This is a genomic window from Desulfosporosinus sp. SYSU MS00001 (genome assembly GCF_049943955.1).
Taxonomy (GTDB): domain Bacteria; phylum Bacillota; class Desulfitobacteriia; order Desulfitobacteriales; family Desulfitobacteriaceae; genus Desulfosporosinus.
Window position 1 is genome coordinate 1 of the sequence record NZ_JBNFTW010000009.1, and the last position, 26657, is coordinate 26657.

The 26657-nt window shown below is 39.4% G+C and carries 28 protein-coding genes, 1 rRNA gene and 2 other annotated features; of the genes, 8 read left to right on the forward strand and 21 right to left on the reverse strand.

Translation table 11 applies throughout. The features are described 5' to 3' along the window. The 4 genes from ACPUYX_RS15375 to ACPUYX_RS15390 all read right to left on the reverse strand — a co-directional run. Positions 1–83: ribosomal RNA gene (locus ACPUYX_RS15375) — 16S ribosomal RNA — on the reverse strand; the annotation flags it as partial. Between the two features lie 496 nt (positions 84–579). After that, positions 580–1278, reverse strand: a complete 699-nt coding sequence (locus ACPUYX_RS15380; RefSeq protein WP_426380517.1) for a DUF1385 domain-containing protein — start codon at positions 1276–1278, stop codon at positions 580–582. A 64-nt stretch (positions 1279–1342) separates the two neighbouring features. Beyond that, on the reverse strand, positions 1343–2467 hold the full coding sequence (locus tag ACPUYX_RS15385; protein WP_426380518.1) for a glycosyl hydrolase family 18 protein: 1125 nt from the start codon (positions 2465–2467) through the stop codon (positions 1343–1345). 147 nt (positions 2468–2614) lie between these two features. Next, positions 2615–3586, reverse strand: coding sequence for a DUF1848 domain-containing protein (locus ACPUYX_RS15390; protein WP_426380519.1), 972 nt, complete (start codon positions 3584–3586; stop codon positions 2615–2617). A 171-nt stretch (positions 3587–3757) separates the two neighbouring features. On the opposite strand from ACPUYX_RS15390, the gene ACPUYX_RS15395 reads away from it, so the two are divergent. Further along, entirely contained in the window at positions 3758–4672 is a 915-nt protein-coding gene (locus ACPUYX_RS15395) for an RluA family pseudouridine synthase (RefSeq protein ID WP_426380520.1), read from the forward strand. Positions 4673–4684: 12 nt separating this feature from the next. On the opposite strand, the gene ACPUYX_RS15400 is transcribed toward ACPUYX_RS15395, so the two are convergent. From ACPUYX_RS15400 to ACPUYX_RS15415, 4 genes are all read right to left on the reverse strand, one after another. After that, positions 4685–5044, reverse strand: coding sequence for a PilZ domain-containing protein (locus ACPUYX_RS15400; protein ID WP_426380521.1), 360 nt, complete (start codon positions 5042–5044; stop codon positions 4685–4687). Between the two features lie 282 nt (positions 5045–5326). Continuing rightward, positions 5327–5455, reverse strand: a complete 129-nt coding sequence (locus ACPUYX_RS15405) for a hypothetical protein (RefSeq protein ID WP_282432779.1) — start codon at positions 5453–5455, stop codon at positions 5327–5329. Positions 5456–5553: 98 nt separating this feature from the next. Then, positions 5554–6342 (reverse strand): HD domain-containing protein, encoded by a 789-nt coding sequence (locus tag ACPUYX_RS15410; RefSeq protein WP_426380522.1) that lies wholly within the window; start codon positions 6340–6342, stop codon positions 5554–5556. Between the two features lie 222 nt (positions 6343–6564). Continuing rightward, positions 6565–6918, reverse strand: a complete 354-nt coding sequence (locus ACPUYX_RS15415; protein ID WP_426380523.1) for a winged helix-turn-helix transcriptional regulator — start codon at positions 6916–6918, stop codon at positions 6565–6567. 272 nt (positions 6919–7190) lie between these two features. Here ACPUYX_RS15415 and ACPUYX_RS15420 point away from each other — a divergent pair, with 272 nt between their 5' ends. After that, positions 7191–7385: a DUF1858 domain-containing protein gene (locus ACPUYX_RS15420; RefSeq protein WP_426380524.1), complete on the forward strand. Its 195-nt coding sequence runs from the start codon at positions 7191–7193 to the stop codon at positions 7383–7385. A gap of 92 nt (positions 7386–7477) precedes the next feature. Here the strand turns inward: ACPUYX_RS15420 and ACPUYX_RS15425 are convergent, their stop codons facing one another. Then, on the reverse strand, positions 7478–7867 hold the full coding sequence (locus ACPUYX_RS15425; RefSeq protein ID WP_426380525.1) for a bacteriohemerythrin: 390 nt from the start codon (positions 7865–7867) through the stop codon (positions 7478–7480). Between the two features lie 481 nt (positions 7868–8348). On the opposite strand from ACPUYX_RS15425, the gene ACPUYX_RS15430 reads away from it, so the two are divergent. Both ACPUYX_RS15430 and ACPUYX_RS15435 read left to right on the forward strand, forming a co-directional pair. Continuing rightward, positions 8349–8726, forward strand: coding sequence for a BlaI/MecI/CopY family transcriptional regulator (locus ACPUYX_RS15430; RefSeq protein ID WP_426380686.1), 378 nt, complete (start codon positions 8349–8351; stop codon positions 8724–8726). Positions 8727–8743: 17 nt separating this feature from the next. Then, a complete protein-coding gene (locus tag ACPUYX_RS15435; RefSeq protein ID WP_426380526.1) occupies positions 8744–10420 on the forward strand; it encodes a M56 family metallopeptidase in 1677 nt (558 codons plus the stop codon). Between the two features lie 74 nt (positions 10421–10494). Here ACPUYX_RS15435 and ACPUYX_RS15440 read toward each other — a convergent pair whose 3' ends face one another. Further along, positions 10495–10851, reverse strand: coding sequence for a winged helix-turn-helix transcriptional regulator (locus tag ACPUYX_RS15440; RefSeq protein ID WP_426380527.1), 357 nt, complete (start codon positions 10849–10851; stop codon positions 10495–10497). Between the two features lie 202 nt (positions 10852–11053). On the opposite strand from ACPUYX_RS15440, the gene ACPUYX_RS15445 reads away from it, so the two are divergent. Further along, a complete protein-coding gene (locus ACPUYX_RS15445) occupies positions 11054–11629 on the forward strand; it encodes a flavodoxin family protein (RefSeq protein ID WP_088226916.1) in 576 nt (191 codons plus the stop codon). A gap of 362 nt (positions 11630–11991) precedes the next feature. Here ACPUYX_RS15445 and ACPUYX_RS15450 read toward each other — a convergent pair whose 3' ends face one another. Then, positions 11992–12939: a ketopantoate reductase family protein gene (locus tag ACPUYX_RS15450; RefSeq protein WP_426380528.1), complete on the reverse strand. Its 948-nt coding sequence runs from the start codon at positions 12937–12939 to the stop codon at positions 11992–11994. 239 nt (positions 12940–13178) lie between these two features. Next, a complete protein-coding gene (locus ACPUYX_RS15455) occupies positions 13179–14258 on the reverse strand; it encodes a cytochrome c3 family protein (RefSeq protein ID WP_426380529.1) in 1080 nt (359 codons plus the stop codon). A gap of 189 nt (positions 14259–14447) precedes the next feature. Between ACPUYX_RS15455 and ACPUYX_RS15460 the strand changes: the two genes are divergently transcribed. Next, a complete protein-coding gene (locus tag ACPUYX_RS15460) occupies positions 14448–14978 on the forward strand; it encodes a cytochrome c3 family protein (protein ID WP_088226919.1) in 531 nt (176 codons plus the stop codon). A gap of 211 nt (positions 14979–15189) precedes the next feature. Here the strand turns inward: ACPUYX_RS15460 and ACPUYX_RS15465 are convergent, their stop codons facing one another. From ACPUYX_RS15465 to ACPUYX_RS15485, 5 genes are all read right to left on the reverse strand, one after another. Beyond that, complete coding sequence (locus ACPUYX_RS15465; protein WP_088226920.1) at positions 15190–16152, reverse strand: LysR family transcriptional regulator; 963 nt, start codon at positions 16150–16152, stop codon at positions 15190–15192. Between the two features lie 490 nt (positions 16153–16642). Beyond that, the gene (locus ACPUYX_RS15470) at positions 16643–18166 is read right to left on the reverse strand and encodes a 2-isopropylmalate synthase (RefSeq protein WP_426380530.1); all 1524 of its coding nucleotides are present in this window, start codon (positions 18164–18166) and stop codon (positions 16643–16645) included. A gap of 40 nt (positions 18167–18206) precedes the next feature. After that, positions 18207–18486: a binding site (T-box leader), on the reverse strand. 205 nt (positions 18487–18691) lie between these two features. Continuing rightward, positions 18692–19378, reverse strand: coding sequence for a response regulator transcription factor (locus tag ACPUYX_RS15475; protein ID WP_426380531.1), 687 nt, complete (start codon positions 19376–19378; stop codon positions 18692–18694). Beyond that, on the reverse strand, positions 19375–20583 hold the full coding sequence (locus ACPUYX_RS15480; RefSeq protein WP_426380532.1) for a sensor histidine kinase: 1209 nt from the start codon (positions 20581–20583) through the stop codon (positions 19375–19377). The genes ACPUYX_RS15475 and ACPUYX_RS15480 overlap by 4 nt, the downstream gene beginning before the upstream one ends. 146 nt (positions 20584–20729) lie before the next feature. Then, positions 20730–21422: a hypothetical protein gene (locus tag ACPUYX_RS15485; RefSeq protein ID WP_426380533.1), complete on the reverse strand. Its 693-nt coding sequence runs from the start codon at positions 21420–21422 to the stop codon at positions 20730–20732. A gap of 298 nt (positions 21423–21720) precedes the next feature. On the opposite strand from ACPUYX_RS15485, the gene ACPUYX_RS15490 reads away from it, so the two are divergent. Further along, positions 21721–22260, forward strand: coding sequence for a hypothetical protein (locus ACPUYX_RS15490; protein ID WP_426380534.1), 540 nt, complete (start codon positions 21721–21723; stop codon positions 22258–22260). A gap of 70 nt (positions 22261–22330) precedes the next feature. Here ACPUYX_RS15490 and ACPUYX_RS15495 read toward each other — a convergent pair whose 3' ends face one another. From ACPUYX_RS15495 to ACPUYX_RS15505, 3 genes are all read right to left on the reverse strand, one after another. Beyond that, complete coding sequence (locus ACPUYX_RS15495; RefSeq protein ID WP_426380535.1) at positions 22331–22672, reverse strand: HIT family protein; 342 nt, start codon at positions 22670–22672, stop codon at positions 22331–22333. Positions 22673–22774: 102 nt separating this feature from the next. Further along, positions 22775–23302, reverse strand: coding sequence for a nitroreductase family protein (locus ACPUYX_RS15500; RefSeq protein ID WP_426380536.1), 528 nt, complete (start codon positions 23300–23302; stop codon positions 22775–22777). A 137-nt stretch (positions 23303–23439) separates the two neighbouring features. Then, positions 23440–24576 carry a bifunctional 3-deoxy-7-phosphoheptulonate synthase/chorismate mutase gene (locus tag ACPUYX_RS15505; RefSeq protein WP_426380537.1) on the reverse strand — a complete coding sequence of 379 codons (1137 nt, stop codon included), beginning with the start codon at positions 24574–24576 and terminating at the stop codon, positions 23440–23442. Positions 24577–24756: 180 nt separating this feature from the next. Beyond that, positions 24757–25008, reverse strand: a binding site (T-box leader). Positions 25009–25221: 213 nt separating this feature from the next. Here ACPUYX_RS15505 and ACPUYX_RS15510 point away from each other — a divergent pair. Next, the gene (locus ACPUYX_RS15510; protein WP_426380538.1) at positions 25222–25419 is read left to right on the forward strand and encodes a hypothetical protein; all 198 of its coding nucleotides are present in this window, start codon (positions 25222–25224) and stop codon (positions 25417–25419) included. A 4-nt stretch (positions 25420–25423) separates the two neighbouring features. Here ACPUYX_RS15510 and mutY read toward each other — a convergent pair whose 3' ends face one another. Continuing rightward, positions 25424–26650: an A/G-specific adenine glycosylase gene (gene mutY, locus ACPUYX_RS15515; protein ID WP_426380539.1), complete on the reverse strand. Its 1227-nt coding sequence runs from the start codon at positions 26648–26650 to the stop codon at positions 25424–25426. Positions 26651–26657 lie beyond the last annotated feature (7 nt).

Below are 26657 nucleotides of genomic sequence, written 5' to 3' on the forward strand. Positions count from 1 at the left end.
TGTTAAGCATTAGACCGTTCGACTTGCATGTGTTAGGCACGCCGCCAGCGTTCGTCCTGAGCCAGGATCAAACTCTCCAAAAAAGTTATCTCAACTTCTTTAAAGAAGATGATATCTGCTCATGATTTCATGATTCGTTTGAAACTCTTCCGAGTTTCTCTCATTGGCTGTCCTTGTTGTTTAGTTTTCAAAGACCACGGAATTTCATTTTAACATTCTCTCTTAATACTGTCAACAACTATTTTCTTAGAGCAACAGGTTTGAGTGAATTTAAAAGGCGCTGTTCTCGAGCGCTTTGTTATAATACCACTTCTTCCTTAACTATGTCAACACTTTTTATTTCTTTTTTCTTTTATCTAATTGTAAGACTCCCATTTCTACAAGTGGGGATTGTTCCCATCCCTTGCTTCGGTGGTAGTAGCGTCCATCCTTCTGCGCGATAACATTTGTTATGGACCAGCCCTTTCGTCACCGAAGCCCCGATTTCAGCTTTTGCTGAACGAGTTCACTTTGTTATTTTCTGTAAAGGCGACTGACGCATGCTTATCATAGCCGATCCGTATTTCACATATGATGCTTCTAACTGTATTCTATTGCCTTACTCAAGGTAGCCGTGGCCAATAGTATTTGTTCATCAGTCGGCTCAACGGTTACGATATATTTCTGGATCATCCCAGCAACAAACTTTACTGGCCTAAGACGAAATTTACGAAAACTCCGGTTAAATATCTCGTAACTGATTGCTAAGGCTATCATTATTAACGGCAATGCTAAATTTGTAAAGGACAGCAAGAGGACAATTGGGATTGCAGGGACAGCCAAATTGGTTCCGCAATGTTCACTAATTCGACTGGCCCCTCGCACAGATTTTAATGAGAGTTCGCCACCGCTTACATAAATATTATAAGCTTTATGTTCTGCTCCATGGAACTGCCACAACCGTCTCAAGGAAACTACCAAAATAAGAAAAACAAAACAATAAGCAGCAATACTTTTCCATCCCGAATTAAAACCCCAAAAATCAGTTGCCGGAAAGAGCCAATCCCATGGTATGACGAAAAATAAAATAACACACAGGAATAGCTTTATATCTAATTTTAGCAAAGAAGAAATACCGCGTGCGAAAGGAATTTTGTCCATTAGCATAAAAATTCGAACTCCAGGTAATCGACGTACACGTATGGAAATCATTCCTTTTGACAATCTTCCGCGAACAACATGCGTATTTGTGGCAAAAGTGACTCCATTTATATGTGCCCGACCTCCTATAACCCCCAAAATCTCACCCTCATTTTACAACTCTCAGTGTGCTCAGAGAACTACTAAGATGATTTACATAGAATTAGCCAGAACTATACTTTTTTAAAACTTCTGTCCATAATGTTGGATCTTCAATGCCTAATCGCCAAATAGCGACACCGTGCAGTTGGCTTTTTTGAGCAAGTCCAAGTTTCGCTGTAAGACTGCGAACATCTTCTAAATAAACTTCATGGCGTACATTACCAATTGTATAAGCAAAATGCGGAACCTGTTGATACTTATCGTACAAAATATTTACGTTTTGATTTTTAGCCAGACTAATGGCCTTATCATATGTTAAATAGTTAGGTATAGTTGGCCTGTTAGAAGCCCAATCACTGGCATATACCGGTAATCCCATAATAATTTTTTCATTGGGGATTTTACCGGTTGCAAAGTCAATTACCCTATTAACCCATCCTTGAGAAGCTATCGGGCCTTGCGTTGTTCCTATACCATGTTCTTCGTAGGTCATGAGTACAACTTGATCAGCTGCTTGACCAATTGAAGCGTAGTCAAATGCCCCTGACCATAAGTCGTTTGGAATATCTTGATATTTGGCAGGAATTGAGACATTAAGAATTTTATTTTTGGCTTTAAGGGCAGTATGTAACTCATCTAAAAATGCGGAGTAATTTTTCCGATCAGTAGCCAGAATCTTTTCGATATCAATGGCTACTCCGTCCCAATTATCCTTAGTCGTGAGAAGGACAAGATTATTTATGAATTTTGAGCGAGTTGCTTTATTCGCCAAAACTTGATGGGCCAATTGGGAATTGAAGCCGTTAGCATCCATATTATGCACTAAAGCAAAGACTTTCGCTCCACCTTTTTGTGCTCTTCCTTTGAGATTTAAATCGACATTGGCCGCAGGTTTAACAGAACCTGATCCAGCAAAAGTATACCAAAAAAAAGCTACTTCATCGAGATGATTAATCTCGTTAACCAACGATTCTTTTGCTCGCTGCGAATCTGTATAAAAGCCTAAAACCACATGGCCGCTCGAATTTGACGTCTCCTGACGTGAAGCTTCAGCCTTCGGAGGTTGGTCCTCTCTAACCTCTGAGGGCGGCGATATTTGAGGCACATTCTTAGAACCTGTGCAACCAATGAGTGTCTGACAGAGAATTAAAATACTTATCATTATTAAAGCCAGGTACCTTTTCATCTGTTTGCTCCTTTGTCTATTTCGGTATCTGACTTTATCTTTCCCTCTCTCATATTTCATATGTAATTATTCGAGAGATTAAGCAAACAGGCTAGATAAACTCGTTCGGTTTTAACTGAACGAGTTCACTGATGTCAAAAAGCTCTCTCATGGAGAAGTTTCATATCTGTCGATAAGAGAAGGGGAATCTATATCATGGCGCCGCTTTTGTCCTGATTTTATAGTTCCGGCATAGCAGTATGCACAGTCATAGAAACATGTATCGTAAATTCCTATGTCTTTACTTGGAATACAACCACATTCCGGTCGTTGAGATTTGTCCTTGATATTAGTTATCGCAAGGCCAAATACACGTCGGATATATTGATCATCAACACATTTTCCAGGTAAGATATTGTAGGGTTCCAAGTCAACAGTTTCGGCACAGCTGTATATTTCCATGCCATTATCCCGGGCGAGCTCTGAGAATGCCTTCATTAATTCACCAATTTTAAAGTAATTTAATTCGTTACTTGGGATGACATTTATAGTTTGGCCCTTAAGTTTCTTAAATTTGTATGTCGCCTTCCGATATTCATCAACAAGACTAATTACGACTCTCTTTGTTTTTCCTTTTAATGAGGCAGCGATTTGGGCAAATCGTTTTAAATGATAATCATAATCGCTAATATTGCTGATGAGAATAGGATCATACCTCCAAATTACCTTTTCAGCCCCGATCATTGAAGCCAACTCTGAGAATGTCTCAATAGAAGTATTTAATTGAGGAATATTAGGCTCAAGTTGAGGAGGGTATCCATTAACGGTATATTGAAAATAATACTTAAATCCTCTTGCGTCTAATTCCACTATATGCTCCATTAGGGGACGAGGATTTTTGGTCCAGAATACGATTACATCAACATCTTGAGGCAGCAAAGATACTCTACTTACTTGGCGGCGATTAAAAGGATTAAACACTGTGCAATATCCTTTTCGAATCCTATTCAAAAACCATTGCGTATAAAATGCCGGGATATCTGTCCTTCGGCTAGCACTGATAATAATAGTCTTCACTCCTATCCTGAAAAAACTGTAGATGTCAGAGGGAGAGAGCTTCACACATAACAGTAAACTCATCGCTTGTTTTTATATCTTCGCTTATGCTTATTATTCTTAAGGTAGCAACCAATAATATGGTATTATTGATTGCAAAGATTCTCTATGATTCTGAACTAACGGTTTTCCCTAATCTATCAACAATTCATTTTTTTAATTTTTAAATAATTATTACGGATTGGAACTGGTGACATGAAAACGTATCTTTCCTACACGGTAACCGATGTTCATCAAGGCCTTACAGTTGAGGCTTATTTAAAACAAGTTCTGAACTATTCCGGCAGAACAATTCAGAAATTAACCCGAAAAAAGGGCATTTTATTGAATAAAAAAAACGCCTTTCTACAAAAGAACGTTAACTCAGGAGATGTCTTAAAAATCCTCTCCCTCGAAGATACAACCTTCGGAGTAGAACCTGAGCAAGGTCCAATCGAAATATTGTATGAGGACAACTATTTAATTGTCTTGAATAAACCCTCCGGCCTATTGGTTCATCCAACTGGGCAAACTTCTCACGGTACCTTAAGCAACCACCTTGCTTATCATTATCAGCAGCATGGAACAGTTTGCACTATTCGCCCAATACATCGCTTAGATCGAGAAACCTCAGGGTGTGTCCTTTTTGCCAAAGATAGACGTACCCAAACATACTTAGAGAAGCTTCTAAAAGAAGGAAAAATCAAACGAACTTACCATGCTGTAGTAATCGGAATTATTGATCCTCCAAATGGTACAATCAACCTGCCGATTGGTACTCATCCTGCCAAGCCAAATCGACGGGCTGTAACAGAAGCCGGAGATCCGGCGATTACCCATTATCATGAGATTTGCACCTCTTCAGAAGTCTCTCTTTTAGAACTTGCACTCGAAACCGGCAGGACTCATCAAATAAGGGTTCATCTGAGTTATTTAGGTCACCCAATTGTCGGGGACAGAATGTACGGAAAACGTTCAGACCTCATATCCGGACAAGCATTACATGCCGTTTCGTTATCCTTCCCCCATCCCTTTGAACAGCGGGTTATCTCCCTGGAAGCTCCTTACCCCTCAAGTTATTTACGAGTCCTTAAAGCTTATTCTTTAGTCTCGGAACACAATGATCATTAACCAATTTAGTAGTTAAATCCGCGCAAGAAATCTATTCTCCAGTTTATAGATATGCCTGCTAAGTTTTCCGGTAATGTTGTTTATTCGCATTCCATATTTATAATTTTTTTGATCTTTTATTATCCATAAAATCACAGCCGAAATTGATTTATATACTTTGTCCTCCAGCGTGATATCAAATTCGAGTAAAGCACCTTCTTTAAATTCTACTTCGGTCACAATACACAAGCCTTCTCTGGAAATATTCACAACCTTTATTTCTAAAGCTAATTCATAAACAGTTATTTTTCCTTCAGAGATACATTTTGAGCAATAAATTTCCGTACTGTATGGCAACCTTGAACTATTGCGCAACTCAGGTTTAGCAGACATTATCGGAAAACTCCCCCACACTTTATACCGTTAAAAGGCAGACTTCTCTCATTAAGCCATTTATTTATTCTTTGAACTATACTTAACTGAATACCAATATTTGCCGAATAGTCTCCTCCTTCCAGATAACCTTCTTCAATTATAATTATACCGAAAACGAATAACCTGGGATACTCCGTTATTTAAGAGTATTAAGGGTATTCGTGGAATAGAAATCACTTAGAGCGAGACACCCGCCCAAAATCATATCTAGGCGGGTGTCTCTATATGACAGCAGTTTGTTTAAAGCTTTTCCTGAGGATTATTGGTAGCACTCGTGGGAACTTTCTTCTTATCGTTATCTGAATTGGGACGATTATCATTTAAATTAGCAGCATGAGTTCTCGATTTATCTGTTTTCTTATTTCCCATAACTATATTTCCCCTTTCCGCATCGAAATCCTGCGTGATTTAGGGTTCCCGATTCGACAAACATGATGCACATCAAAGCAACAATTTTTTTGGAACTGTTAATTAGCATCTGCTTTTTGCAAAAGCCTTTGCTCTATGTACCCGAAAACTTGCAGAGTATCCTGAGTAGTCGGAATAAATTCTTTAAGTCTTTCAAAATATTGTTTGCGTCGAGCGGTTTTCAAAGCAATTGGGAATGTTAGATCCAAGAGCCAAGACAATCGAACCAGCTTAATATCTAGGGGATATTTTACAATCGAATAGGAAATTTGTTTTCCACTTAAAATGCCTTTAATGATATCTAAAGAATATCGTTGATCTTCACGGTCCTTCTCTATGGCTAGATATGGGGTCTTCCCCGGATTCTCATAAAAATTAATGATCTGGTCAAAAATGTCCAATTTGTCGGCATCTCGAATCATTTGGCAGAACTTCAACGTAGTTCCGCAAATAGTTCCTCGAATTACTCGCTGATTGTGGTTGACTATGGATTCATTAATAATTGTTATTTCCGTTTTATTTGCTCTACCCGTTAATATCTGTTCCCTTTCTAAAATAGAAACACCCAAAATCGCATGATCTTCACTTAAATGATCCTTAAACGTATGATATTTCGTGTATTGTTCAAATCGTCCGACATCATGAAAAAGTCCAATCACTTCAGCTAACTTCATTTGATCGGTATCAAGCCGAAGGTCTGCTCCTATCATTAACATATTGTCCCTAACTCTTTGGGAATGATCTTTCTTATATTGAAGATTAGCTTGGATTTCTAAGTCCCTTGAAGTATAACGATTTGTAAAGTTCTCAAACCAGGAAGTTAAATACAAGACATCACTTTGAGTCATCGCAAAAACTCCTTTAATCACTCTTTTAGATTTTTTCTAAAGCCAGTGAACTCGTTCAGCTAAAGCTGTACATCGGGTCTTCGGTGACGAAAGTGCCTAGCCCATAACAAATGCTATCGCACTGAAAGATGGATTCTACCCCCACCGAAGCAAGGTATGGGAACCACTCCCACTTGAAAAAGTGGGAGCCTTACGATTGCTAAATTTGTATCTTGATATGACTTACTCTTTTCTTATTGGCTCCTTAATCTGCAAGTCTTTTTGCAGTCCGACCCATTTAATCGACCACTTTTGCAACTCGTTAAACACAGGGATAAGATCTTCACCTTTAGTACTTAAGCTATACTCAATACGAACTGGCATTTCAGGATAAACCTCCCGACATATGATTCCTTCACTCTCTAATTCCTTTAATCGTTCCGTCAACACTTTTCCGCTGACATTGGGTATTATTTCAGTCAAATCTTTGAAACGTTTCGGCCCTGTTTGTAAAACTCGAATAATTAATCCTGTCCACCGTTTTCCGATTAATTCAAAGGCAGATTCAAATTTTGGGCAAAGATGATAATCTTCCATGGTAGGGTACCCTCCGTTTCTGCTTTGATTATAGTTTAGCACATTCACTTACTTGACGGTAGTCATTGATTTATAGTATCATACTTACATAAGGTAATTAATTGTTCTTCCATTATAATATTCCTTACCTTATAGGAACCCTGACAAATTATAATAAGCAGGCGAGGTGCAAATCTGGATTAATCTACCGTTTAAATTAAGAAATGATTCGCTTAAATGCAGGCATATTAAAAAGGGAAATGAAAATTAGAAAATGAGGAGTTGATCGTCTCGTGATTACTGGAGATATGTCAATCACTGAAGTTGTTGAAAAGTATCCAAAAGCTGCAGATATACTTCTGAGCTATGGCATGCATTGTTTTGGGTGTATGGCTGCACGTTTTGAGAACCTTGAACAAGGTGCCTTGGCACACGGCATTGATGTTCCCCGTTTACTCAAAGACCTTAACGAAGCAGTTAAAAATTAAGTATTTTTGCTATTGTTTTTCTGAGGAATTTTAATTATTAGAGCCTTCCGCTACATAGCTGGAAGGCTCTTTTGCATAATTCTATCTTTGTTTTAAGCTCCAATAAGCATATCCTTTTTTAATATATGTTCGAGCACCCAGTCAAAGACGAAGGTTAGAATTTCTCGAATATGTTTGTCTTGGTCTCTATCGAGACTCTCGAGATCTATTTCTTCGATTTTTTTAATAAAGTCATCATGCTCAACTTTTTGGCTAAAATATCTTGGATACTTCAGCTCAATCATGTAATCTTCTTCCGCTTGAAAATGATATTTTGTATAATCCTTTAATTCTCGGATAATGGCAACAATTCTATCATATTTATCTACATATAAATAATTTTCGAGTAAATCATATATTTTATTTCCTATCTCAAATAGGTGCTTATGTTGCTCATCAATCTGTTCAACTCCGATAGAATACTCCTCTTTCCACTCCAACATTTGAACTCAAACCTTTCTTAAACTAATTCTTAAATTAAAAGATATTTTTATAACTAATTATACCATAAAGTGCGATCAGTCACATTGTTATTATAAATTGTTTTTAGTAAAAACTATCTACCCCCACCGAAGCAAGGTATAGGAACCACTCCCACCTGTAGAAGTGGGCAAAAAAATACCGGCTACTGCCGGCTAAAAAACTATTGAAATTCTATCAACCATTTTTCAAGGTAATATAGAGGGGCTCGAAGTATTCTTTTTCTCCGACCGCTTCTTCATTTTCTCCTTGTTTTTGGGACTTTTATCCCCCATTGCAAACACCTCCCATCCTACATTTACCATAGTATTACTATTACAACCATTATCCATACATCATCCAGGTTCCAGATAAAAAGATTATAGGTATAATTATCCATTTGACTTATCCCTCCTACAAGTGTAATCTTGTTTTAGACTACATCTGTAGGAAGGAGCCCCGATGATGAAACATACTGCATGTAAAATATCCGAAGCAGAATGGCAAGTTATGAAAGTTCTCTGGGAAAAATCACCGTTAACTGCAACTCAAATTATCGGTTGCCTGAAACCGGAGACCCAATGGAACCCGAAAACTATTCATACCTTGATTGCTCGATTAGTAAAAAAAGAAGCCCTGGCTGTAAATAAAGATGCGAATTTATTTCAATACTATCCCATAGTATCGAAGGAAGAATGCATGCGCGAAGAAACGAAGTCCTTTCTTCACAAAGTCTACGACGGTTCAATCCATCTGCTGGTTGCAAACTTCGTCAAAAATGAGAGCCTGTCACCTCAAGAAATTGAAAGGCTTCGCAAACTGCTTGATGAAAAAGTCAATTAAGAGATGGGAGTGAGAACGTGCTTATAGCTGAACTTTTTCGTTTACTTGTCACCTTGTCTCTGAGCGGCAGTATTATGGCTTTAGGTCTATTGTTAATCAAGTTTTTATTCAAGCAAAAGCTAAATGCTAACGTCCATTATTTACTCTGGTTTGTTTTAGTTCTAAGGCTTATTGTACCTTTCTCACCTCAAAGCTCTCTAAGCATCTTAAATTATATTCCCCACTCCACATCAACATCTGATTTAAGCCGAACATTTAGTCAAACGATTCACACACTCGCCCCGCCGCCGAAAGAGAACAGTTCCCTCCCTAAATCTTCATTAACAACTCCTTTGACAAGTAATAATAGCCTCAATTCCACAGTTTCTTCGCCAAGCAAAACTGAAGTTGCCAATTCGCCCCTAGCTTATCTGTGGCTAACCGGTGCTGTCCTCATATTATTCTATATCTTTGTGATAAATCGATGGTTATTAGTCAAAATCAAAAAACTACCTGCCTGCGAGAATCAAGAGGTCCTTAACATTCTTAAAGAATGCAAAACACGCCTCAATATAACATCGAAGATAACGGTTGTTTACGATACTGGTTTTAAGTCACCGGCACTTTTCGGCTGGAGAAACCCTAAAATTATTATTTCTCAGCACATTATTGACAAATTATCTTCAGAAGAACTAAACTTTGTCTTTTTACATGAACTGAGTCATCTAAAAAGACGTGACCTTTTAGTCAATACCTTTGTTACTCTGCTTCAAGTTGTTTACTGGTTTAACCCTCTGATTTGGTACGCACTGCATCAAATGAAACGGGATTGCGAAATTGCTTGTGATGCCACTGCTCTTGCCGCTATTAAACCAGAGGAACATAAAAAATATGCCCAAACAATTATTGAACTGATACAACTCATGTCTGAGCCCTTCTGGATTCCTGGTACGATTGGATTTGTCAATAAATTCAACACAAGGAGGATTATCATGATTTCGTCATTTAAAAAAAGCAGTCTAAAATGGACCGCTGCCGCTCTGGCCATGACACTTATCGTAGGATGTTCAAGCTTGACCACTCCCTTAAAGCCAGCAGGAAACACTCAGAGTCAAGGCACTACCTCCGCAACGAACAATCAGCAAAATACCAGTACAGAAACTGAAACTCAAACTTCAACTCCGAATACTTCAACACCACCTGCTTCTTCACAAGCCACTCCTTCTCTTAATGCCGATTCGTCAAGTAAGGCCCTATTGCTCAATATGATGCAGTTGGCTCGCCAAGGAAAAATCCTTAATAGTGATTTTCCAGTAAAAACCACGACCATTGAAGATATTGAGAAAGTATTGGGACCCGCTGACTCAACTAATTATGTGGGTGCTGCTAAAGGACGCTACGCCACCTTCTCAAGTCATAAACTTGTTTTTGGCATTAACAAAGGTGAGCAAATTTTTGAGGCAAGATCCTTTGACAATCGATTATCAAGTCTATCTCTTAATAGTGTCAAAGCAGTTTTAGGAACACCCGCCTATGATACGAACTACAATAGCCAAGAAATTATCGGCTATACAGCTAGTTCTGATTTCAAAATTGAAATGGTATTTCCGCAGCCGACGGCAAGCAACCCTAACCCCATAATGGATCACTATTCTGTTCTTTATCCACGAGGAACTGTAAACTATATGGCCGACGACCCCGGCAGGCAATGGTAATATAATATCGAAAATACAAAGAAGGGGCCAATGCAAAACGAGCTGAATGGTTCGCAAGCATTGGCCTCTTATTTTTATTCAATCTCTTTGCTTTCTTCCACCTGCTCAGATTCACTGGCGTAATTTAATCCCCATTTACAGAGGGTATCAAGAATGGGCAGAAGACTTTTTCCTGCATCCGTAAGGGAATATTCAACTTTTGGAGGTATTTGAGTATAAATAAATCTCTTGACTAATCCACAGTCTTCTAATTCTCTAAGCTGCTGCGTCAGCATTTTGGGTGTAACATTAGGTAATATTTTTCTCATTTCATTATATCTTAAGGTTTTATCGCCTAAATGCCAAAGTATTAATGCTTTCCATTTTCCTCCGATAAGCGCTAGAGTCAATTCCATAGAACATTGATACTCATTATTCTTGAACTTAATCATATTTCAAACTCCCCTTAGAAATTACTTCTGGCCTAAGTTTGACTTCATCGAATCTGTTTTTACATTAATAAAACTTATAGACCAAGTTAAGTATATAATCGGATACTATAACACATAAAAGTACGTACTTGTTAACCCAGCACATATTGTTTATTATTATACCAGATAAGATTTTAAAAATATAGAATGGGAGCGTTAGATTATGAAAGTTGTTGCATTTAATGGCAGCCCTCGAGTTAATGGCAATACTGCACAAAGCCTTAAAATGGTCTTGGCTGAATTAGAGAAAGAGGGAATCGAGACTGAAATCGTTCAATTAGGGGGACGTAAGGTCTTTGGTTGTCTGGCCTGTGGCCAATGTGGAAATAATCAAGATAACCGCTGTGCCCGTAAGGACGATGAGATGAATACATTTATCGAAAAAATAGAGCAAGCAGATGGGGTAATTATTGGTTCACCCACCTACTTTAGTAATGTGAGTACAGAAGTAAAAGCTCTTATCGACCGTTGCGGATATGTCGCGAAAGCCAATGGAGGGGCATTGTTAAGAGGAAAAGTCGGAACTGCAGTGGTTTCCGTCCGCAGAGCAGGATCTACCTTTACATACTCTGCCATTAACTTCTTTTTCGGTATAGCTGAAATGATTATCTGTTCTTCTAGCTACTGGAATATGACGTTATCTCGTGATCCGGGGGATGTGCAAAAGGACGAGGAAGGGATTCAGACTTTCCAAGTTCTTGGTCAGAATATGGCGAAGCTTTTAAAACAAGTTCGTTAAGAAACCTCGTACTCCCTAAGTGAACTCGTTCGGCTAAAGCGGAACACCGGGACTTCGCTGACGAAAGTGTCCTGTGGACGCTTTCTCCGAAAGCGCCTAGCCCATAACGAGCTCTAATCGCGCTGAAGGATAGAATCTACCCCAAAGCATGATATGGTAATCATTCCAGCTTTTAGAAGTGGAAGTCCTACATGGGATAAGGAGCTGTAGGAAAACTTAACTCTAAAATCCGAAGTGAGTAGCAGATAGCTAAAGGCGTTCTCGCTTAACTAGTATGACAGTGGAGCGAGAACGCCTTTATTGATTGATAGATTAGGCAAGCGAAAGTGGGACTTAATGAGGTTGTCTTATGTTGCAGGTATTTATCGCTGATAATTAAAGTGTTCTTTAGCCATTACCATAGAAACAATAACCTCATTAACTGGAACAGGTATACCTGATTCTCGAGCGAGTTTTACCACGGCACCATTCAGGTATTCGATTTCTGTCCGGCGGCCACTTTGAATGTCTTGAAGCATTGAGGCATGATGAGCGGATGTCGGTGGTATCAAATTATCATAGAAGTTTTCTAAGTAGCTTTGGGCATCGGGCCAAAAGGTTTCAATATGTCTAGCAGCTAACACGTTAAAAATTTCTCGAATAATCTTATTTATAAGATCCCGAGTAAAGGGTTCCTCAGCCAATTGACCATAACTCACTTCAAAAATGGCACCAAGAGAGTTAAGAGCTGAGTTATAAATAATTTTCCCCCAAATATATTTCATAATTTCATGAGATGCCTTAGTGGGGATACCCGCTTTGTTAAAAATTACTGCATACTCTTCTAATAGCTCGTAAGATATAAGATTTTTCGGTGACCCCAAAACTACATCATCAGCTATTACTGTAACCATAGATTCTCCCGCGGCAACCAGCTCTGCCCCAAAAATTACTCGACCTAAGAGAATTTTATCTTCAGAAATATAATTTGCTGCGGATTCAAAATTTCCATAACCGTTTTGGAGGAGAAACACATGAGTCTTTTCACCTACAAAACGAGAAATATCTTGAGCAATTTCCTCTGTAGAAAAAGATTTTACAGTAACAATAATCATGTCAAATTGATCACGATCGAGTTCTGAGATCTCGGATATAACACAATTAAGTTCTGCCCTATGTTCTCCCCAAATGCCTGTAACCTTAACACCATCACGTCTAATCTTATTTATAGCTGCAGGTCTTCCTACTCCTGTCACTTTGTGTCCTGCCAGACTTAAAAAACAAGAATAAACAGTTCCTAACGCACCCAAACCAATCACTAATACCTTCACACTTGTTCCCCCCTGAAAAACAATTGTCCATATCGTTTCTCCTATAACGTATCACACTCTGTCATATATGGAAAGCCATCTGTGTTAGGGGTGTGTTAGGGGGACGGTCCTGATAACACGTCTTGCACACTGATACCTTGCACTTCAAAAATATGCAAAAAGAAAATGACTGTCCCCCTGCTTACCATAAAAAGGCTTGACCTGTGAAGGTCAAGCCTCTTCGTTTTGAAGAAGAATTTTTATTTTGCTAGATTAGGTAATGCTTTCTTGATCATGTTGAGCACAGTAGGATCTGTGATTTCTACGTTCTTTGTCGTTGGGTTGACTTTTGTAGCAGACTCGGGAACAGCGGTAAAGCTGTGGTCGGCAGTTATATGACCGTAAGGGTCGGACTTGTTATCCCACATAATCGTTTTGACGTCGTAATTTTTACCTGCATGGCAAGTGGCGCAAATTTCATTTGGATTGGCATTCCTTAATAAACCGCCGTTGGTATCTGGAGCATGTGCTTGGTGACAAGTTAGGCATCCGTTGATCATACCGGTCGTGTTATGCTTACTGAAGGTATAGTCACGTGTACCATAGTGGTTTGTTGTAATAATAGCCCCTGGGGTAGCTCCGGCTTTGGTATCCTTAGTCGGATCGCTCTTATGACACTTCAGGCAAGTCTGAGATGTTGGCAGCGGCATTGTTGCTTTCCTTTGATCGTCCGAAGTAGCTGCAATATGTGCACTACCGGGACCATGACATGATTCGCAGGTAATCGTTAAATCTGCTGAACCGGCTTTCCCCATGCCAGGACTGTGACATTCAAGGCAACTGTAATCTTCAGCAGACCAGTTCTGAGTTCCTTTAACTAAACCGGCACTTTGGATCTTATACGTTCCGTCCGGGTTTTTCGTAACACGTCCAACTCGATAGAACTGCTTGGCAAAACCAGCTGTTTTAGGAATTTCAGCAATCACATAAGTATCCATTTGTACTCCGAGGGCTTTGCTTAAATCAATTGAGGTAGATTTTGCATCATTGGCAGCACCATCATAAACAGTAACTGTCCCATACGTTTTGTCGAATTTGTAGGCCGACAGCGGTTTAAAGGATTGATGATGGGGCGTCTTATCATAATTTGCCTTTTTATGACATGATTGACAAGTTTGTTCGCCCACATAGGTTAGATTGGTACTCGCCGTTTGGGTTACATTGGGTGTCGAAGTTTGTGGTGTTGGCGCAGGTGCGGGTGTCTGGGTATTGCAGGCTGCTACGAGAGTGATAATGACTAATGTCAAAATTGATAAAACAAAAATTCTAAGCCGACGCACTAAAAATTACCTCCTTCACTGGTTCCTTAAACATCCATAGTTTACCGAAAAAAGATTCTTTTATACTCCACCGAAACGAATGTTTCCTTCAATTGCATTACATATTTTTCGAGAGTTTCTGCAACAATAAGACCGAATAATGAAGTAGTAAATGCAAACAAAAAGGATTTCAAAAAGGGGATGATGACGATGGCACCGAACGAAGGGCAACCAGCCAAAGCCAGCAAGGCCCAAAGAACTGTGCTTATTGGATTACTTGTACTTGTAGTATTACTCGTTGGAGCATATGCAGGGATGCATTATACATCCCGTCCACAATTCTGTACTTCTTGCCATGAAATCGCCCCCCAAGTTGCTTCTTGGGAAAAGGGGCCTCACAAAACAGTGGAGTGCCTGAATTGTCATGCTGCACCAGGAAATATAGGTTACATAGTTCGTAAAGTGAGTAGTTACAAAGAACTGTATCTCCATTTCACTCATCAGGTTCCGTCTCAAATTCAATGGACCCCCCATATCGACGCTTGCTTATATTGTCATAGCGGAAAAGATAGTGCCTACCCAAATGCCAAGAACATAACTCTAGCCCCTGGTTCTGCACCGAATGCCCCGCCAATCAGCCACCAGCCCATGATTTCGGGTAATGTTAACTGTATATCGTGTCACGGAAATGTAGGTCATGGACCATCATCAGCCTCAACCTCTTCTACTCCATCTCAGTAACTGATACTATTGAATCCCTCTGGTTCACTTTACCCGGGCCAGAGGGATTATTATTTGAAGAAACCATACTTTAATACCCAAAAACTCCAAATATAAAAGCCTTCTTATTTTCAGAAGGCTTTTGTCGTATCTCGTTATTCTTTATAAAAGAATCATTAGTGAAAGAGAACATTAGTGCTATGCCACTTATCATTCTATTATTCAATCACTTTTACTTGGCATTAAGTCCTAATTTATTATTATCCTCTAATTCATTATAATCTTTACTCAATATTTCTGATAGTAATTCGCGATCATGAAGCAAATCAGTTAAGCGGCGTTCATCTTTTGTTTGGGTTGAATGAGCATTGGTCAAAATGCTTAAAGGGCGATAAACTGGGGCATCCTGGATTTTCAAGGTCTTAAAAATTCTTTGATCATAATCTTTTCGAACGGTCAAGGACGAAATGATTGTAATACCTAATCCTGCGGCAACGACTTGTTTGATAGCCATAGTACTTCCTAACTCCATGGTGATATTTAACTGCGCAGGATCAAGCCCTCTCTCTTTAATCGCATTTTCCATGACTTTCCGTGTCCCGGAACCAACCTCTCTGGCAACCAGCCGCTCATAGGGCAGTTCTGAGAGAGCAATACTTTTTCTTGTTGCCCAAGGGTGAAAATATGGTAAAACGACAACCAGTTCATCTTCCCAAAAGCTCTCCACGTTAAGATCCTTATGATGCGGAGCAGGTCCTTCTATTAAGCCAATATGAATTTTCTTTTCCAAAACATCTTGAGTTATAGAGCCGGTATTCGCAATTTTTACTTTAAAATCAACTCCAGGGTGAGTTCTAAACAAAAAAGCTAAGATATTAGGAAGAATATATTCCCCAATAGTTAAAGTTGCACCGAGAGTAATGAGTCTTCTTTGGTCTTTAGCCAAAGCACAAATCTGTTCCCTGGCATTTGCTAAAATCCCTAAGACACTCCGTACATGTTTATAAAATATTTCACCTTCTTTGGTTAAGGTAACGCCTTTATTAGTTCGATCAAAAAAACGAGCCCCATAATGGTTTTCTAAATTTTGAATCTGCAAACTAATACTAGGCTGACTCATATGAAGGTTTTTAGAGGACAAAGTTATATTTTTTGTTTCGGCCACTTCTTTAAATACAAGAAAGTGTTGTTCCATGATGCAGTATCTCCCTTCATGATCCCTGAGTTCATTATATCAATTCATTTCGCTGAACTTCTTATTTTTCCTTCCCTCAATCCCGAAATATTAGGAGGAATTATCTTTAAGGGTAAAAAAGAGACAATCAAAACCTTGGTTAAGACTGTCTCTTTTGAAATCCTTCAGCAAGTGAACTCGTCAGCTGAAGCTGAACATCGGGGCTTCAGATACAATAATGTCCAGTGGACATTATTGCCAAGCCGCCTTTCCCAATAGGAATACTTAGCGGCGAAGGAGGAATCTACCCCACCTGAAGTTTACGAAGGACCTACCCCCACTTATAGAAGTGGGGGTCTTAAAATGGATAAATGTCGAAGGCTATCTATTATATTTGTAAACTTGTGGTTATGAATTCTATTTGATCTTTTAAAGGAACAACTCCCACTTGTAGAAGAGAGAGTCTACGATTTGATAAAGCTTCTATCTCACAAATAATTTTGAAATTATACTATATGGCAATAGAAGACTCTGCTGCAGGAGTCCTTTTAACTAAAGCATTAATATAGGCTTTGGCGCTAGCTTCTATAACGTCTGTGGAAAATCCTTTGCCGACGACTGAATGCCCATCCTCGTAACGCAGTTTAATAGTAGCCTCTCCAAGCGCTTCGCTGCTTCGCGTAACTGATTTAACGTCATAGTATTCGAGTGTTGCTTTATTGCCTGTTATCCTGTCAATGGTATTAAAAAGAGCGTTAACAGGGCCATTGCCGCAAGCAGCATCAGTGGTTACTTTTCCTGCAAACTCCAAAGTTACTGTAGCAGTTGCCATTCCGACACCTGAGGTTGCAATAGACATACTATGAAAAATAATGCTGTTCTCCTTGTCATCTGAATCACCCATTAAAACATAGAGATCTTGATCAAAAATCTCTTTTTTCTGATCGGCTAAAAGTAAGAACCTCTGATAAACATCATCTAATTGTGCCCCTTCCACTTTATAGCCTAGTTCCTCAAGCCGAAATTGCAAAGCATGTCTTCCAGACCGGGCAGTCAAATTAATATTATTCTTAGGCACCCCAATAGTTTCAGGCTGGATAATTTCATAGGTTTCCCTGTCTTTCAAGACTCCATCTTGATGAATACCTGAAGCATGATTAAAAGCATTTGCCCCAACTATTGCTTTATGATCTGGAATTGTCACTCCGGTTATCCGGGAAACCAATCTGCTTGTCGCGGAAATTTCACGGTGATTAATACTGCTTTCTACACCGTATCCATCGCGCTGAGTAAAAATAGCCATTATAACTTCTTCTAATGAGGTATTCCCGGCTCGTTCTCCAATTCCATTTATGGTTCCCTCAACTTGACGTGCACCTGCTTTGATTCCTGCCAGGGAATTAGCTGTAGCCATTCCTAAATCATTATGACAATGGACACTAACGATAGCTTGATCAATATTTTTAACATTTTGGATGACAAAACTTATGAGGTCGCCATATTCCCAAGGACTTGCATACCCCACAGTATCTGGCAGGTTGACCACGGTTGCTCCTGCAGAAATTACTGCTTCAATAACTTTGGCCAAAAATACTGGTTCACCGCGAAAAGCGTCTTCAGCATAAAATTCGACGTCACTGACATATTTTTTGGCGTATTTAACCGCGGAAACCGCCTGCTCAATAACTCGATCAGGGGTTAGGTTTAACTTTTTGGCCATATGAACAGGAGAAACTCCGATTCCGGTATGAATTCTGGGATATTCGGCTTTGCGCAAGGCATCGGCGCAGATGTCAATATCCTGGGCTACCGCTCGAGTTAAACCACAGATAGTAACTCCTTTTATCTCTTGAGCCATTGTTTGAACAGATTCAAAGTCTCCCGGAGAAGAGGCCGGGAAACCAGCTTCAATAATATCAACACCAAGTTTTACTAACTGGTGCCCAATTTCAAGTTTTTCCTTTACATTAAGGGTTATTCCTAGAGATTGCTCTCCATCACGAAGCGTCGTATCAAAAACATATAATTTCTTCATTAACAAAGACCTCCTTAAAATAATCAAACCCTTCGTCTCTAATTGAGACGAAGGGTTAATTCGCGGTACCACTCAAGTTGACAACATAAGTTGTCTTCTCTGCCAGATACGGGACCTTTTCGAGGTTTTTAACATGACTTCGATGATCCGATATCCTCTTCCTTGTAACGGTGGAAGATCCGTCCGAGCCTACTTTAACAATCAATTTCGGTCGGCTACTCGAGGAAGAGTTCTAATTCTATCCCAAAACTGCCTTGCACCATCCGGCAGCTCGCTGAAATGGAAATCTGAATTGTAATAGTTCCTCTCATCGTCGTTTTAGCATTTTTTATTATATTGACACTACTTCATATAAATGTCAAGTCTTTTTTAGAATTCCACCCCAAAAAGGTCTCCTGATCTATAACAATCCTCTTTGATTTAAGGCCAAGATTCCTTAATTTAAGCTTTTAAAACGTTTCCAAATTCAAAGAGAAGTGAACTCTTCAACAAGGTATGGGGACCACTAACCCTTCTGCCAAAATATCAGCCATTAAAGCGATATCCCGCACCCCATAAAGTTTCTATATACTCAGGATTAGACGGGTCTCTTTCAATCTTTTTTCTGATCTTCTGTATGTGAACAGAAACGGTGGCCGTATCTCCAAAGTATGTATCTCCCCAAATTGTAGCGAGGATATGTTCTTTACTGAAAACAATGTTGGGATTCGCGGCAAAAAAAACCAAAAGCTCATATTCTGTGGTCGTTAGCCAAACCTCTTTGCCATTAACAAAAACTTTATGGGAAGCCGTATTTATTTCCAATCCTCGATGGTTTATCACTTCAGGAGCAACTATTTTACCTTTGAGCCGTTCATATCTTGCAATATGCGATTTAACCCTTGCCGCCAGTTCGGCGGGACTGAAAGGTTTCGTTAAATAATCATCGGCTCCAAATCCCAGCCCTCTGATTTTATCGATATCTTCATTTTTCGCAGATACAATAATTACCGGGATCTCATACTTTTCGCGTATTTCCTTGGTAATCTGGTAGCCATCTTTACTGGGCAGCATTAGATCAACAATAATTACATCGTATCGCCCGGTTAGAGCATTTTTTAAGCCCTGAATGCCATCTTGAACGATTTCAGCGTCATAACCATTTAGGAGAAGATAATCGCGTTCAAGTTCCGCAATATTTAAATCATCTTCAATAATTAATATCCGTTTCATTCGTTGCCTCCTTCTTTCGTTTCCTTCATTATCGGAAGTTCTAGCGAAAAACAGGTGCCTTTCTGTTCAATGCTGGAAACGGTAATCGAACCTCCATGAGCCTGGATAAGCTCCTTGGCAATGGCGAGGCCAAGCCCAGTACTCATTAAGTCTTTCGTACGCTCGTTATCTATTCTGTAAAATCGATTAAAGATATAGGGAAGTTTATCTCCAGGAATTCCCGGCCCATTATCTTCAATGTCGATTGCAATAACGTTATCATTTCTTTTCATAGTAATACCAATGGCTAAATCTTTTTTCGAACCATATTTAACGGCATTTCCGATAATGTTTTTGAAGGCCTGATTTATTCGTTTCCTATCGAGATTAAGATCACAGTCATCTTCCATCTTGTTCTGATAGTAAAAATCAATGTTTCTTTCTTCTATCTCGAATTTAAATTCTTCCATTAGATCTTCCATAAATGCCCGAATTGGAATAACTTCAAAGTTAAACTCTAATTTTTGCATATCCAATTTGGAAAACAAAAAGAGATCATCGATCAGCTTATCGATATAAACGGTGTTTTGATATATCGTTCTAAGATATTTATCGACTTTCTCCGGTGAATTGCCAACGCCGTCCAATATTGCTTCGAGATATCCTTGGACAGAGGTAATAGGAGTCTTAAGGTCATGGGATATATTGGCGATTAAAGTCTTGCGGTTCTCTTCGTACTCCTGCTTCATTTTCTCACTGGCTTGCAGTTTAAGAGCCATGCCGTTAAATGAATCCACTAATAACCCGATAAAACCTAGATCACAAGTCTTATCGCTCTCGACTTGAACATTATAATTTCCTTGAGCAATTTCTTCTACTCCGTTTTGCAGTTTACGAATTGGTCTAAAAATTCTCTGTTCTAATCTCCTAAGGAAAGAGAACTGTAAAATTTCTTTCACGACGATAAATACTGCAAAAAAAAGACTAATTGAACGTATCCCCAGCCATTTAAAAAGCAAATAGAGGATGATCAAGTTGAAGATGATACTCATAGGCCGAAAAAAGCGCAGAGACCTATGATCTTGAATGAATTGCCGGTGTTTTTTCTGGAATTCCCGCTGCTGCAACAGCTCTCCATGCTGCTTATAAAAATCCATATGACGTTGATGAGATTCCTGATGCTTTTTTAGATGTGCTATCTTATGCTTCTTCATAATTAACGACATACGTTTCAATAGGCTCCTAAGCACTTAAATCACCGTTTTCTTCCATTTTGTAACTGATACCTCAGATTCCTATCCATTAACTGAGAATCAGGGCCAAAACAATTCAATTGTTCTGTGCCCTGAACGTTCGCAGCTTGATTGGAGCATTAAGACAGCAGCAATTCTGCTGTAAGCTGAAGATTATGCAGCTCATCCGTTTCTTGAATTTGCTTACCCTTGACGGTTAACAAAATTCGTTCTATTTCTTTCGCATTATTGATCCAGAGGTTAAATTGAAAGTCAGAATCTTGAAGAGCAAAAAACTCGTTCATTAAATCATGATGCTGATGATGCTCAGAGAGCTTGTGTTGGCTTATTCTTTCTTGAAAAACCTTTTTCATTTCTTCAGGAAGCTCTTTTAAGCTTAGAGAAAGCTTAAACGATTGATCCTCGTTCTCTTCCACCTTAATCTGATTAATAACATTAAGGATATAGGCTAATCTAGTTAACTTTTCACGAATTCCTATGGTTCTGAGGTCCTCCTGATCTTCAATACCACATCCGCGTTGATTATAAAAATGGTGATGATGATGTTTCATAAAACCACGACGCATATGTCCATGGCACTCCGGAATCGTGAACTCCGTTTGGCTTTCATGTTTGAACTTCTTGCCATTATAGTCCAGTTCCGAATTAATTTTTACTTTTGTCTCTCCGCTGGATAAGCTTTTTTCAAACTCATTCTTAAAATCGACTATTTTGGTTTGATCTTTTGTCCCTACCACTTTTAACGTCCCGTTTATAACCTCCTTATCTTTCATGGTATTAATTACATCATACAAAAGTTTAAATCCGCTCATCAAAATGACCTCCTTGTTTCTTAACTACAGTGGTCATTATAATTGAAGGCTTTAAACTCTCCTTTAAGCAATTATAAAAATTCTATAAAAACCCCAGAAATTTTCTGAGAAGAAAATACACATCTAAAGCAATAAGAAACTATAATTGGTGATTTTCAACAAACACCAACTATATCCATCAAACAATCTGTCCATGCTATTGAGTTGCAATTCAAAAGAATGCAAAAAGGGGCTTTTGGGAACAACTATTTGGGAACTATTTTTAAGATTAAATAAAGGGATCGAGGCGTTATTAACAGTGACAATCACGAACATGTTATTAAACACCGAAGCGTTAATCATCGTTTCCCAATTAAGTTCTAATAATTTATTTATTACTAAGGTCTATGAACAGGACCACTTCCTTCATAATCCCGATCCTGCCTTGAATCAAAATCAAATTGCAGAGTATTTATCTTGTCCAAAGTGTTTTCCGCAAAGAGTTAAAGAAATACGTGAGATGTTTATAGGCTGGGCAAGAATTAACAGAGAAGAAACTATTAAACTTATAGGGATCCATAATCAAGATCCTAAAATTTTGTTCATACAATTTTCCCACGGCCTGCGATATTTTGTTTATCGGCGCGATCTTGAAGTGTTTCGGGAGACGGTGCTTGAGGAATTATTCAGCAAAAAGGATCGATTCAGATTGCGCCCATTAAATCAGAAGGATCAAGAGTACCTAATTACTAACCTTAAATTTAATGACAAAGCTAAGAAAGCGATTAGCTTCTACCCTCAGAAACGACTGGGTTATTCTTTAGTAAAAAGATCAAGGAAACCCTTGTTTTGCTCTTAGATCTTACTAGCATGGCAGAGTTTGCTTTTTGAATCTAGTAGATCTACTAGATCGACTATAAGTTTATTACTTACTGAATACGTTTAAGAACATCATTATCCCCCAGATAGCGAGGAATAACGTGAAGATGCATGTGAAAAACAGACTGACCGGCTACAGCTTCAATATTCACCATTATGTTATAACCATCAGGATGATACTCATCATCCAGTTTCCCCTTCACCTGTTTCAACAGTTCCCCCATTGCTGCCATTTCCTCAGCACTGGCTTCAAAAATATTCCTCATATGACGCTTGGAAATAATTAAAGAATGACCTTTGCTAACCGGATTTCTGTCGTAAATAACTCTAAAGTAATTGTCTTCCATAATTGTGGCTTCCGGAGGCAATCCACAGAATACACAATCCACCATAACTCTCCCCCTTACTATCCTATCCCTATTTTTCGTCTTCATTCTTTCATCCAAATTGCTGCCTGAATCCATTTAGCAATATTTTAGTATAAGATGCAACTTCTATAAATGAACTCCATAGGTATTTGAATATACATTTTCGTAATTAATATCTCCCTCTGTATAGGGAGATTTTGACTCTGCAGGGTATCCAAGAGCCATAATTATAGGTACCTTTAACCTTTCAGGAATTGCCAATATCCCTCGCACATAGTCTTCTGCCGTCACAGTATCCGTATGTTGTCGTTTCCTAAGTTGAATCCAACATGATCCCAAACCTAAAGATTCTGCCGTTAGATGAAGAATAGCAGCAGCAATAGCAGCGTCTTCAACCCAGACATCGCTTCGTTCAGGATCAGCCAGTATCACTACGGCTAAAGCCGCGCCCTTTAAATGCCCGGCCCCTTTCTTAGCTGATGCTAATTGGGACAATAACTTCGGATCGTCGACCACCAAGAATTGACAAGGTTTAAAGCCCCGAGAGGAGGGGCTAAGTAAAGCCGCTTGTAACAAGATTTTAACAGTTTCCGGATCTATCTTTGTTTCTGTATATTTTCTAATACTGCGACGCTTATATAATAGATCTAACATCTTAATTACCCCTTTCAAGCATTTGTAAAAATTTCATGACCCTATAATTAAGAATACCCTTATTAAGGGGAAAAAATCAATATTCAAAAGAAAAAGAGACCTCCTCACCTTAACGGCAAAGAAGATCTCCATAACCTTTACTTGCCTCCCATCGGACAGAGGGATTCCAGCTGATCATCCCCAGTAAGTTTGCTCTTGATTTGGGATTGCACCGAAAACTCAAATACATAGGAATATATCCTTTTTATAAATTCGGGAGAAAGCTGCAATTCTTCTGCCAAAGGAACTAAACGTTGGAGAATATCTCTTTCACGGCCAACATCCTTAACTTTATCCAGTCGTTTTTGGTCACCAATCTTTCTGACGATCTGCATTCGTTTAGAAAGACGTTCCACAATCGTATGATCGATGAGATCAATTTCAGAGCGCAAGGTTTCTAAAGTTTCCCTCGTTTCTCTACTAACAAAATTTCTCCCTACAGATTGAGCGACGAGCTCCAAGTCTTGAGCTAAGGTCATAAATTGCTCTGGGGTAAGAGACTGAGGGCCATCACTCAAGGCCTCCTCAGGATTAGGATGCATTTCGATAAGCAAACCATCGGCACCGCTTGCTACTGCCGCTTTGGACAAGGAGGCGATTAAATCACGTCTTCCTGCTGCATGGCTGGGATCGACGATTACGGGTAGATGGGACAGTTCTTTGGCAACCCCAACAGCGCTTAAATCCAGCGTATTTCTTGTACTAGGTTCAAACGTTCGGATTCCGCGCTCACATAGGATAACTTGAGAATTACCCGCCGCCATGATATATTCGGCAGCCAACAACCACTCTTCAATAGTCGCAGACAATCCGCGTTTAAGAATAATCGGCTTATTTACTTTGCCCGCTAATTTTAAGAGTTCGAAATTTTGCATGTTACGGGCACCAATTTGCAGTAAATCAACTTTATCGACGACCATTTCCAAACTTCTGAGATCAATAACTTCGGTAACACATAAAAGGCCTTCTTCTCTTGCGGCCTGTACCAGATAGTTGACTCCTTCAAGCCCCAGCCCCTGAAAACTATAGGGAGATGTGCGCGGTTTGAATACGCCGCCACGCAAAATTTTTCCTCCCGAACGTCTGACTGAGGCAGCGGCTTTCTCCATTTGGATACTCGATTCTACGGCACAAGGACCGCCTATGAGAACAATTTCTTTGCCGCCTAGACAAACGTCACCAACCTTAATAACACTTTTTTGGGACTTATCCCCGGCTAATTTTAAGTCTTTCATATTAATTCCTCCTTGCGTTTAAATAAAAAAGTCCACGGCTCATCCCACCAGGGACGAAAGCCGTGGACTTCCGCGTTACCACCCAATTTGACCAAAATGGTCCTCTCAAAAAGGTACTTGTCTTCAAACTCGTCTTTGTTGAGTTCTGGAGGTTCAGCAAAATAAAAAGTTTCTCATCCCTGACGGGACGAGAAACATTATCTCGTGTTACCACCCAACTTTGGCTATAAAGCCACTCGACAAGGTACGGGAATGATATCCGATACCCCCTTCCATTTAACGGGGAAGAACCGTCCTAGCCTACTTTTTTCTGTTCAGCCGGAAGCTCAGGAGGGAACTTCAGCTATTACCACTCATAGAAGAGCTTACAGTCATGACTCTTCCTCCCTGGACGGTAATATATAGCCTACTTTTCTCCGTCGTTGCTTTTAAGGATTTATTTAATAGTATTATAACAGAAACATGATATTTGTCAACTGTGTATATTAGAAAATTATTCGTTATTGACTTTTGTATAGCATGATCCCTTAAAGGAAAAAATAAAGAAATCTTAAGGGTATTTTAAGGTTTGTGTTGTAAAGTTGCAGTGTACCGCCGATTTCTTTATAAATACCATACTGCCGTTAGTGGAAAGGAGTTTTGAATATGCGTTTTTCAATAGGGTTATTGGATTCACTTTTTGGAGAGAAGATTATTCTCCAAGGACCTGATGAAAAAGGAAATATCGTTAAATGCAAGGTTTCTAAAAAATGGCTTGAACGAGCACAATTAGGGGACAGCTCGCTTTCTTCCCTGACGCAGGATTCCCCGAACGACGACAATTGTTCAGCGTCAATGATTTAATTTCTTAAACACTGGTATGATTATTATCTTTTAAGAGTTCGCGAAGAATTCCTCGAAATGCCACGGGAAGAGGAATAGAACTTATCTTATTAAGTGAAACCCAGCACCTGTTTTCTCCAAACAGGTGTTGTTTGTCTTCAGTTTCATATTGTTCACGTACCAACATCGGCAAAGATGGTTGCTGAGTCCGGGGAGTTTCGTTTATATCGAAAACAATCCAGAAAATTTTCCAACGTCGATGACTGAAATTATACCATAAGGGGCCCTGAAGAGAGACAGCTTGGGACAACCTTTTGGCAACATCTTTATCAAAGGAGCGGTCGTTGACCGCCTCATAATAAAGATGAAACAATTCATTTTGAGAAAAGGACAGCAGAAAATCCTTTTGGCGATTTTCCTGCAAAATTTCCACACCAGGAAGTTCCCAGAGACTCGCCATCAAACCATCAGACGGACGCTTTTGCAGGTATACCTCATCCCCTCTCCTCATTACAAACGTTAAACGTGTCACCTCTTGGCGCTGAGCTTTAGGCCTTTTTACAGGGTAAAGAAGAACATTCCCTCCTTCTCTTCCAAGGCATAGTTTAAACAAGGGACATTCACCGCAGCTTGGCTTTTTGAAAGTACATACCATAGCCCCGAGTTCCATCAAAGCTTGATTAAAATCCCCCGGATCAGATGTTGCTTGCCAAAGAGTAATAGACTGATCAAATCGGCGATAACTTTTGATAGATTCTACCGGCTCCGGCCAAGCCAATAAACGGGACATTACTCTTAACACATTACCATCAATGGCTGAAACCTTCTCACCAAAGGCAATACTGGCTACAGCTCCGGCAGTATACTTTCCAATACCAGGCACTTTCAAGAGTTGTTTATAATTGTCGGGCATTTCACCCTCTCTTTGAGTGAGGAGATATTGAGCTCCCTCCCACATCCGTTTAGCTCTTGAATAATAGCCTAATCCTCTCCATTCCGTCAGGACCTCTTCAAAGCTGGACTCGCCCAGGTTTTTTAAATTAGGAAAGCGTTGGAGAAATCGTTCGAAATAAGGAATTACTGTTTTCACCTGCGTTTGCTGCAGCATCACTTCAGACACCCAGATCACATAAGGATCTTTTGTCTTACGCCAAGGCAAATCTCTTTTTGTTGTATGAAACCAAGGCAATAAATACTCGGCTATACTAAAATCTGTTAATTTATCTTGCATCATAGTTCTTTCTGCTTCCATTTCAAAT

What these genes read in the sequence shown, in the direction of transcription:
- ACPUYX_RS15410 (WP_426380522.1), bottom strand. Translation starts at nt 6,342, where the DNA reads ATGACTCAAAGTGATGTCTTGTATTTAACTTCCTGGTTTGAGAACTTT.
- ACPUYX_RS15405 (WP_282432779.1), bottom strand. Translation starts at nt 5,455, where the DNA reads ATGGGAAATAAGAAAACAGATAAATCGAGAACTCATGCTGCTAATTTA.
- ACPUYX_RS15430 (WP_426380686.1), top strand. Translation starts at nt 8,349, where the DNA reads ATGAAACATACTGCATGTAAAATATCCGAAGCAGAATGGCAAGTTATG.
- ACPUYX_RS15505 (WP_426380537.1), bottom strand. Translation starts at nt 24,576, where the DNA reads ATGAAAGACTTAAAATTAGCCGGGGATAAGTCCCAAAAAAGTGTTATT.
- ACPUYX_RS15465 (WP_088226920.1), bottom strand. Translation starts at nt 16,152, where the DNA reads ATGGAACAACACTTTCTTGTATTTAAAGAAGTGGCCGAAACAAAAAAT.
- ACPUYX_RS15460 (WP_088226919.1), top strand. Translation starts at nt 14,448, where the DNA reads ATGGCACCGAACGAAGGGCAACCAGCCAAAGCCAGCAAGGCCCAAAGA.
- mutY (WP_426380539.1), bottom strand. Translation starts at nt 26,650, where the DNA reads ATGGAAGCAGAAAGAACTATGATGCAAGATAAATTAACAGATTTTAGT.
- ACPUYX_RS15385 (WP_426380518.1), bottom strand. Translation starts at nt 2,467, where the DNA reads ATGAAAAGGTACCTGGCTTTAATAATGATAAGTATTTTAATTCTCTGT.
- ACPUYX_RS15495 (WP_426380535.1), bottom strand. Translation starts at nt 22,672, where the DNA reads ATGGTGGATTGTGTATTCTGTGGATTGCCTCCGGAAGCCACAATTATG.
- ACPUYX_RS15395 (WP_426380520.1), top strand. Translation starts at nt 3,758, where the DNA reads ATGAAAACGTATCTTTCCTACACGGTAACCGATGTTCATCAAGGCCTT.
- ACPUYX_RS15475 (WP_426380531.1), bottom strand. Translation starts at nt 19,378, where the DNA reads ATGAAACGGATATTAATTATTGAAGATGATTTAAATATTGCGGAACTT.
- ACPUYX_RS15440 (WP_426380527.1), bottom strand. Translation starts at nt 10,851, where the DNA reads ATGATTAAGTTCAAGAATAATGAGTATCAATGTTCTATGGAATTGACT.
- ACPUYX_RS15425 (WP_426380525.1), bottom strand. Translation starts at nt 7,867, where the DNA reads ATGTTGGAGTGGAAAGAGGAGTATTCTATCGGAGTTGAACAGATTGAT.
- ACPUYX_RS15470 (WP_426380530.1), bottom strand. Translation starts at nt 18,166, where the DNA reads ATGAAGAAATTATATGTTTTTGATACGACGCTTCGTGATGGAGAGCAA.
- ACPUYX_RS15390 (WP_426380519.1), bottom strand. Translation starts at nt 3,586, where the DNA reads ATGAGTTTACTGTTATGTGTGAAGCTCTCTCCCTCTGACATCTACAGT.
- ACPUYX_RS15485 (WP_426380533.1), bottom strand. Translation starts at nt 21,422, where the DNA reads ATGAGCGGATTTAAACTTTTGTATGATGTAATTAATACCATGAAAGAT.
- ACPUYX_RS15500 (WP_426380536.1), bottom strand. Translation starts at nt 23,302, where the DNA reads ATGTTAGATCTATTATATAAGCGTCGCAGTATTAGAAAATATACAGAA.
- ACPUYX_RS15400 (WP_426380521.1), bottom strand. Translation starts at nt 5,044, where the DNA reads ATGTCTGCTAAACCTGAGTTGCGCAATAGTTCAAGGTTGCCATACAGT.
- ACPUYX_RS15445 (WP_088226916.1), top strand. Translation starts at nt 11,054, where the DNA reads ATGAAAGTTGTTGCATTTAATGGCAGCCCTCGAGTTAATGGCAATACT.
- ACPUYX_RS15480 (WP_426380532.1), bottom strand. Translation starts at nt 20,583, where the DNA reads ATGTCGTTAATTATGAAGAAGCATAAGATAGCACATCTAAAAAAGCAT.
- ACPUYX_RS15510 (WP_426380538.1), top strand. Translation starts at nt 25,222, where the DNA reads ATGCGTTTTTCAATAGGGTTATTGGATTCACTTTTTGGAGAGAAGATT.
- ACPUYX_RS15415 (WP_426380523.1), bottom strand. Translation starts at nt 6,918, where the DNA reads ATGGAAGATTATCATCTTTGCCCAAAATTTGAATCTGCCTTTGAATTA.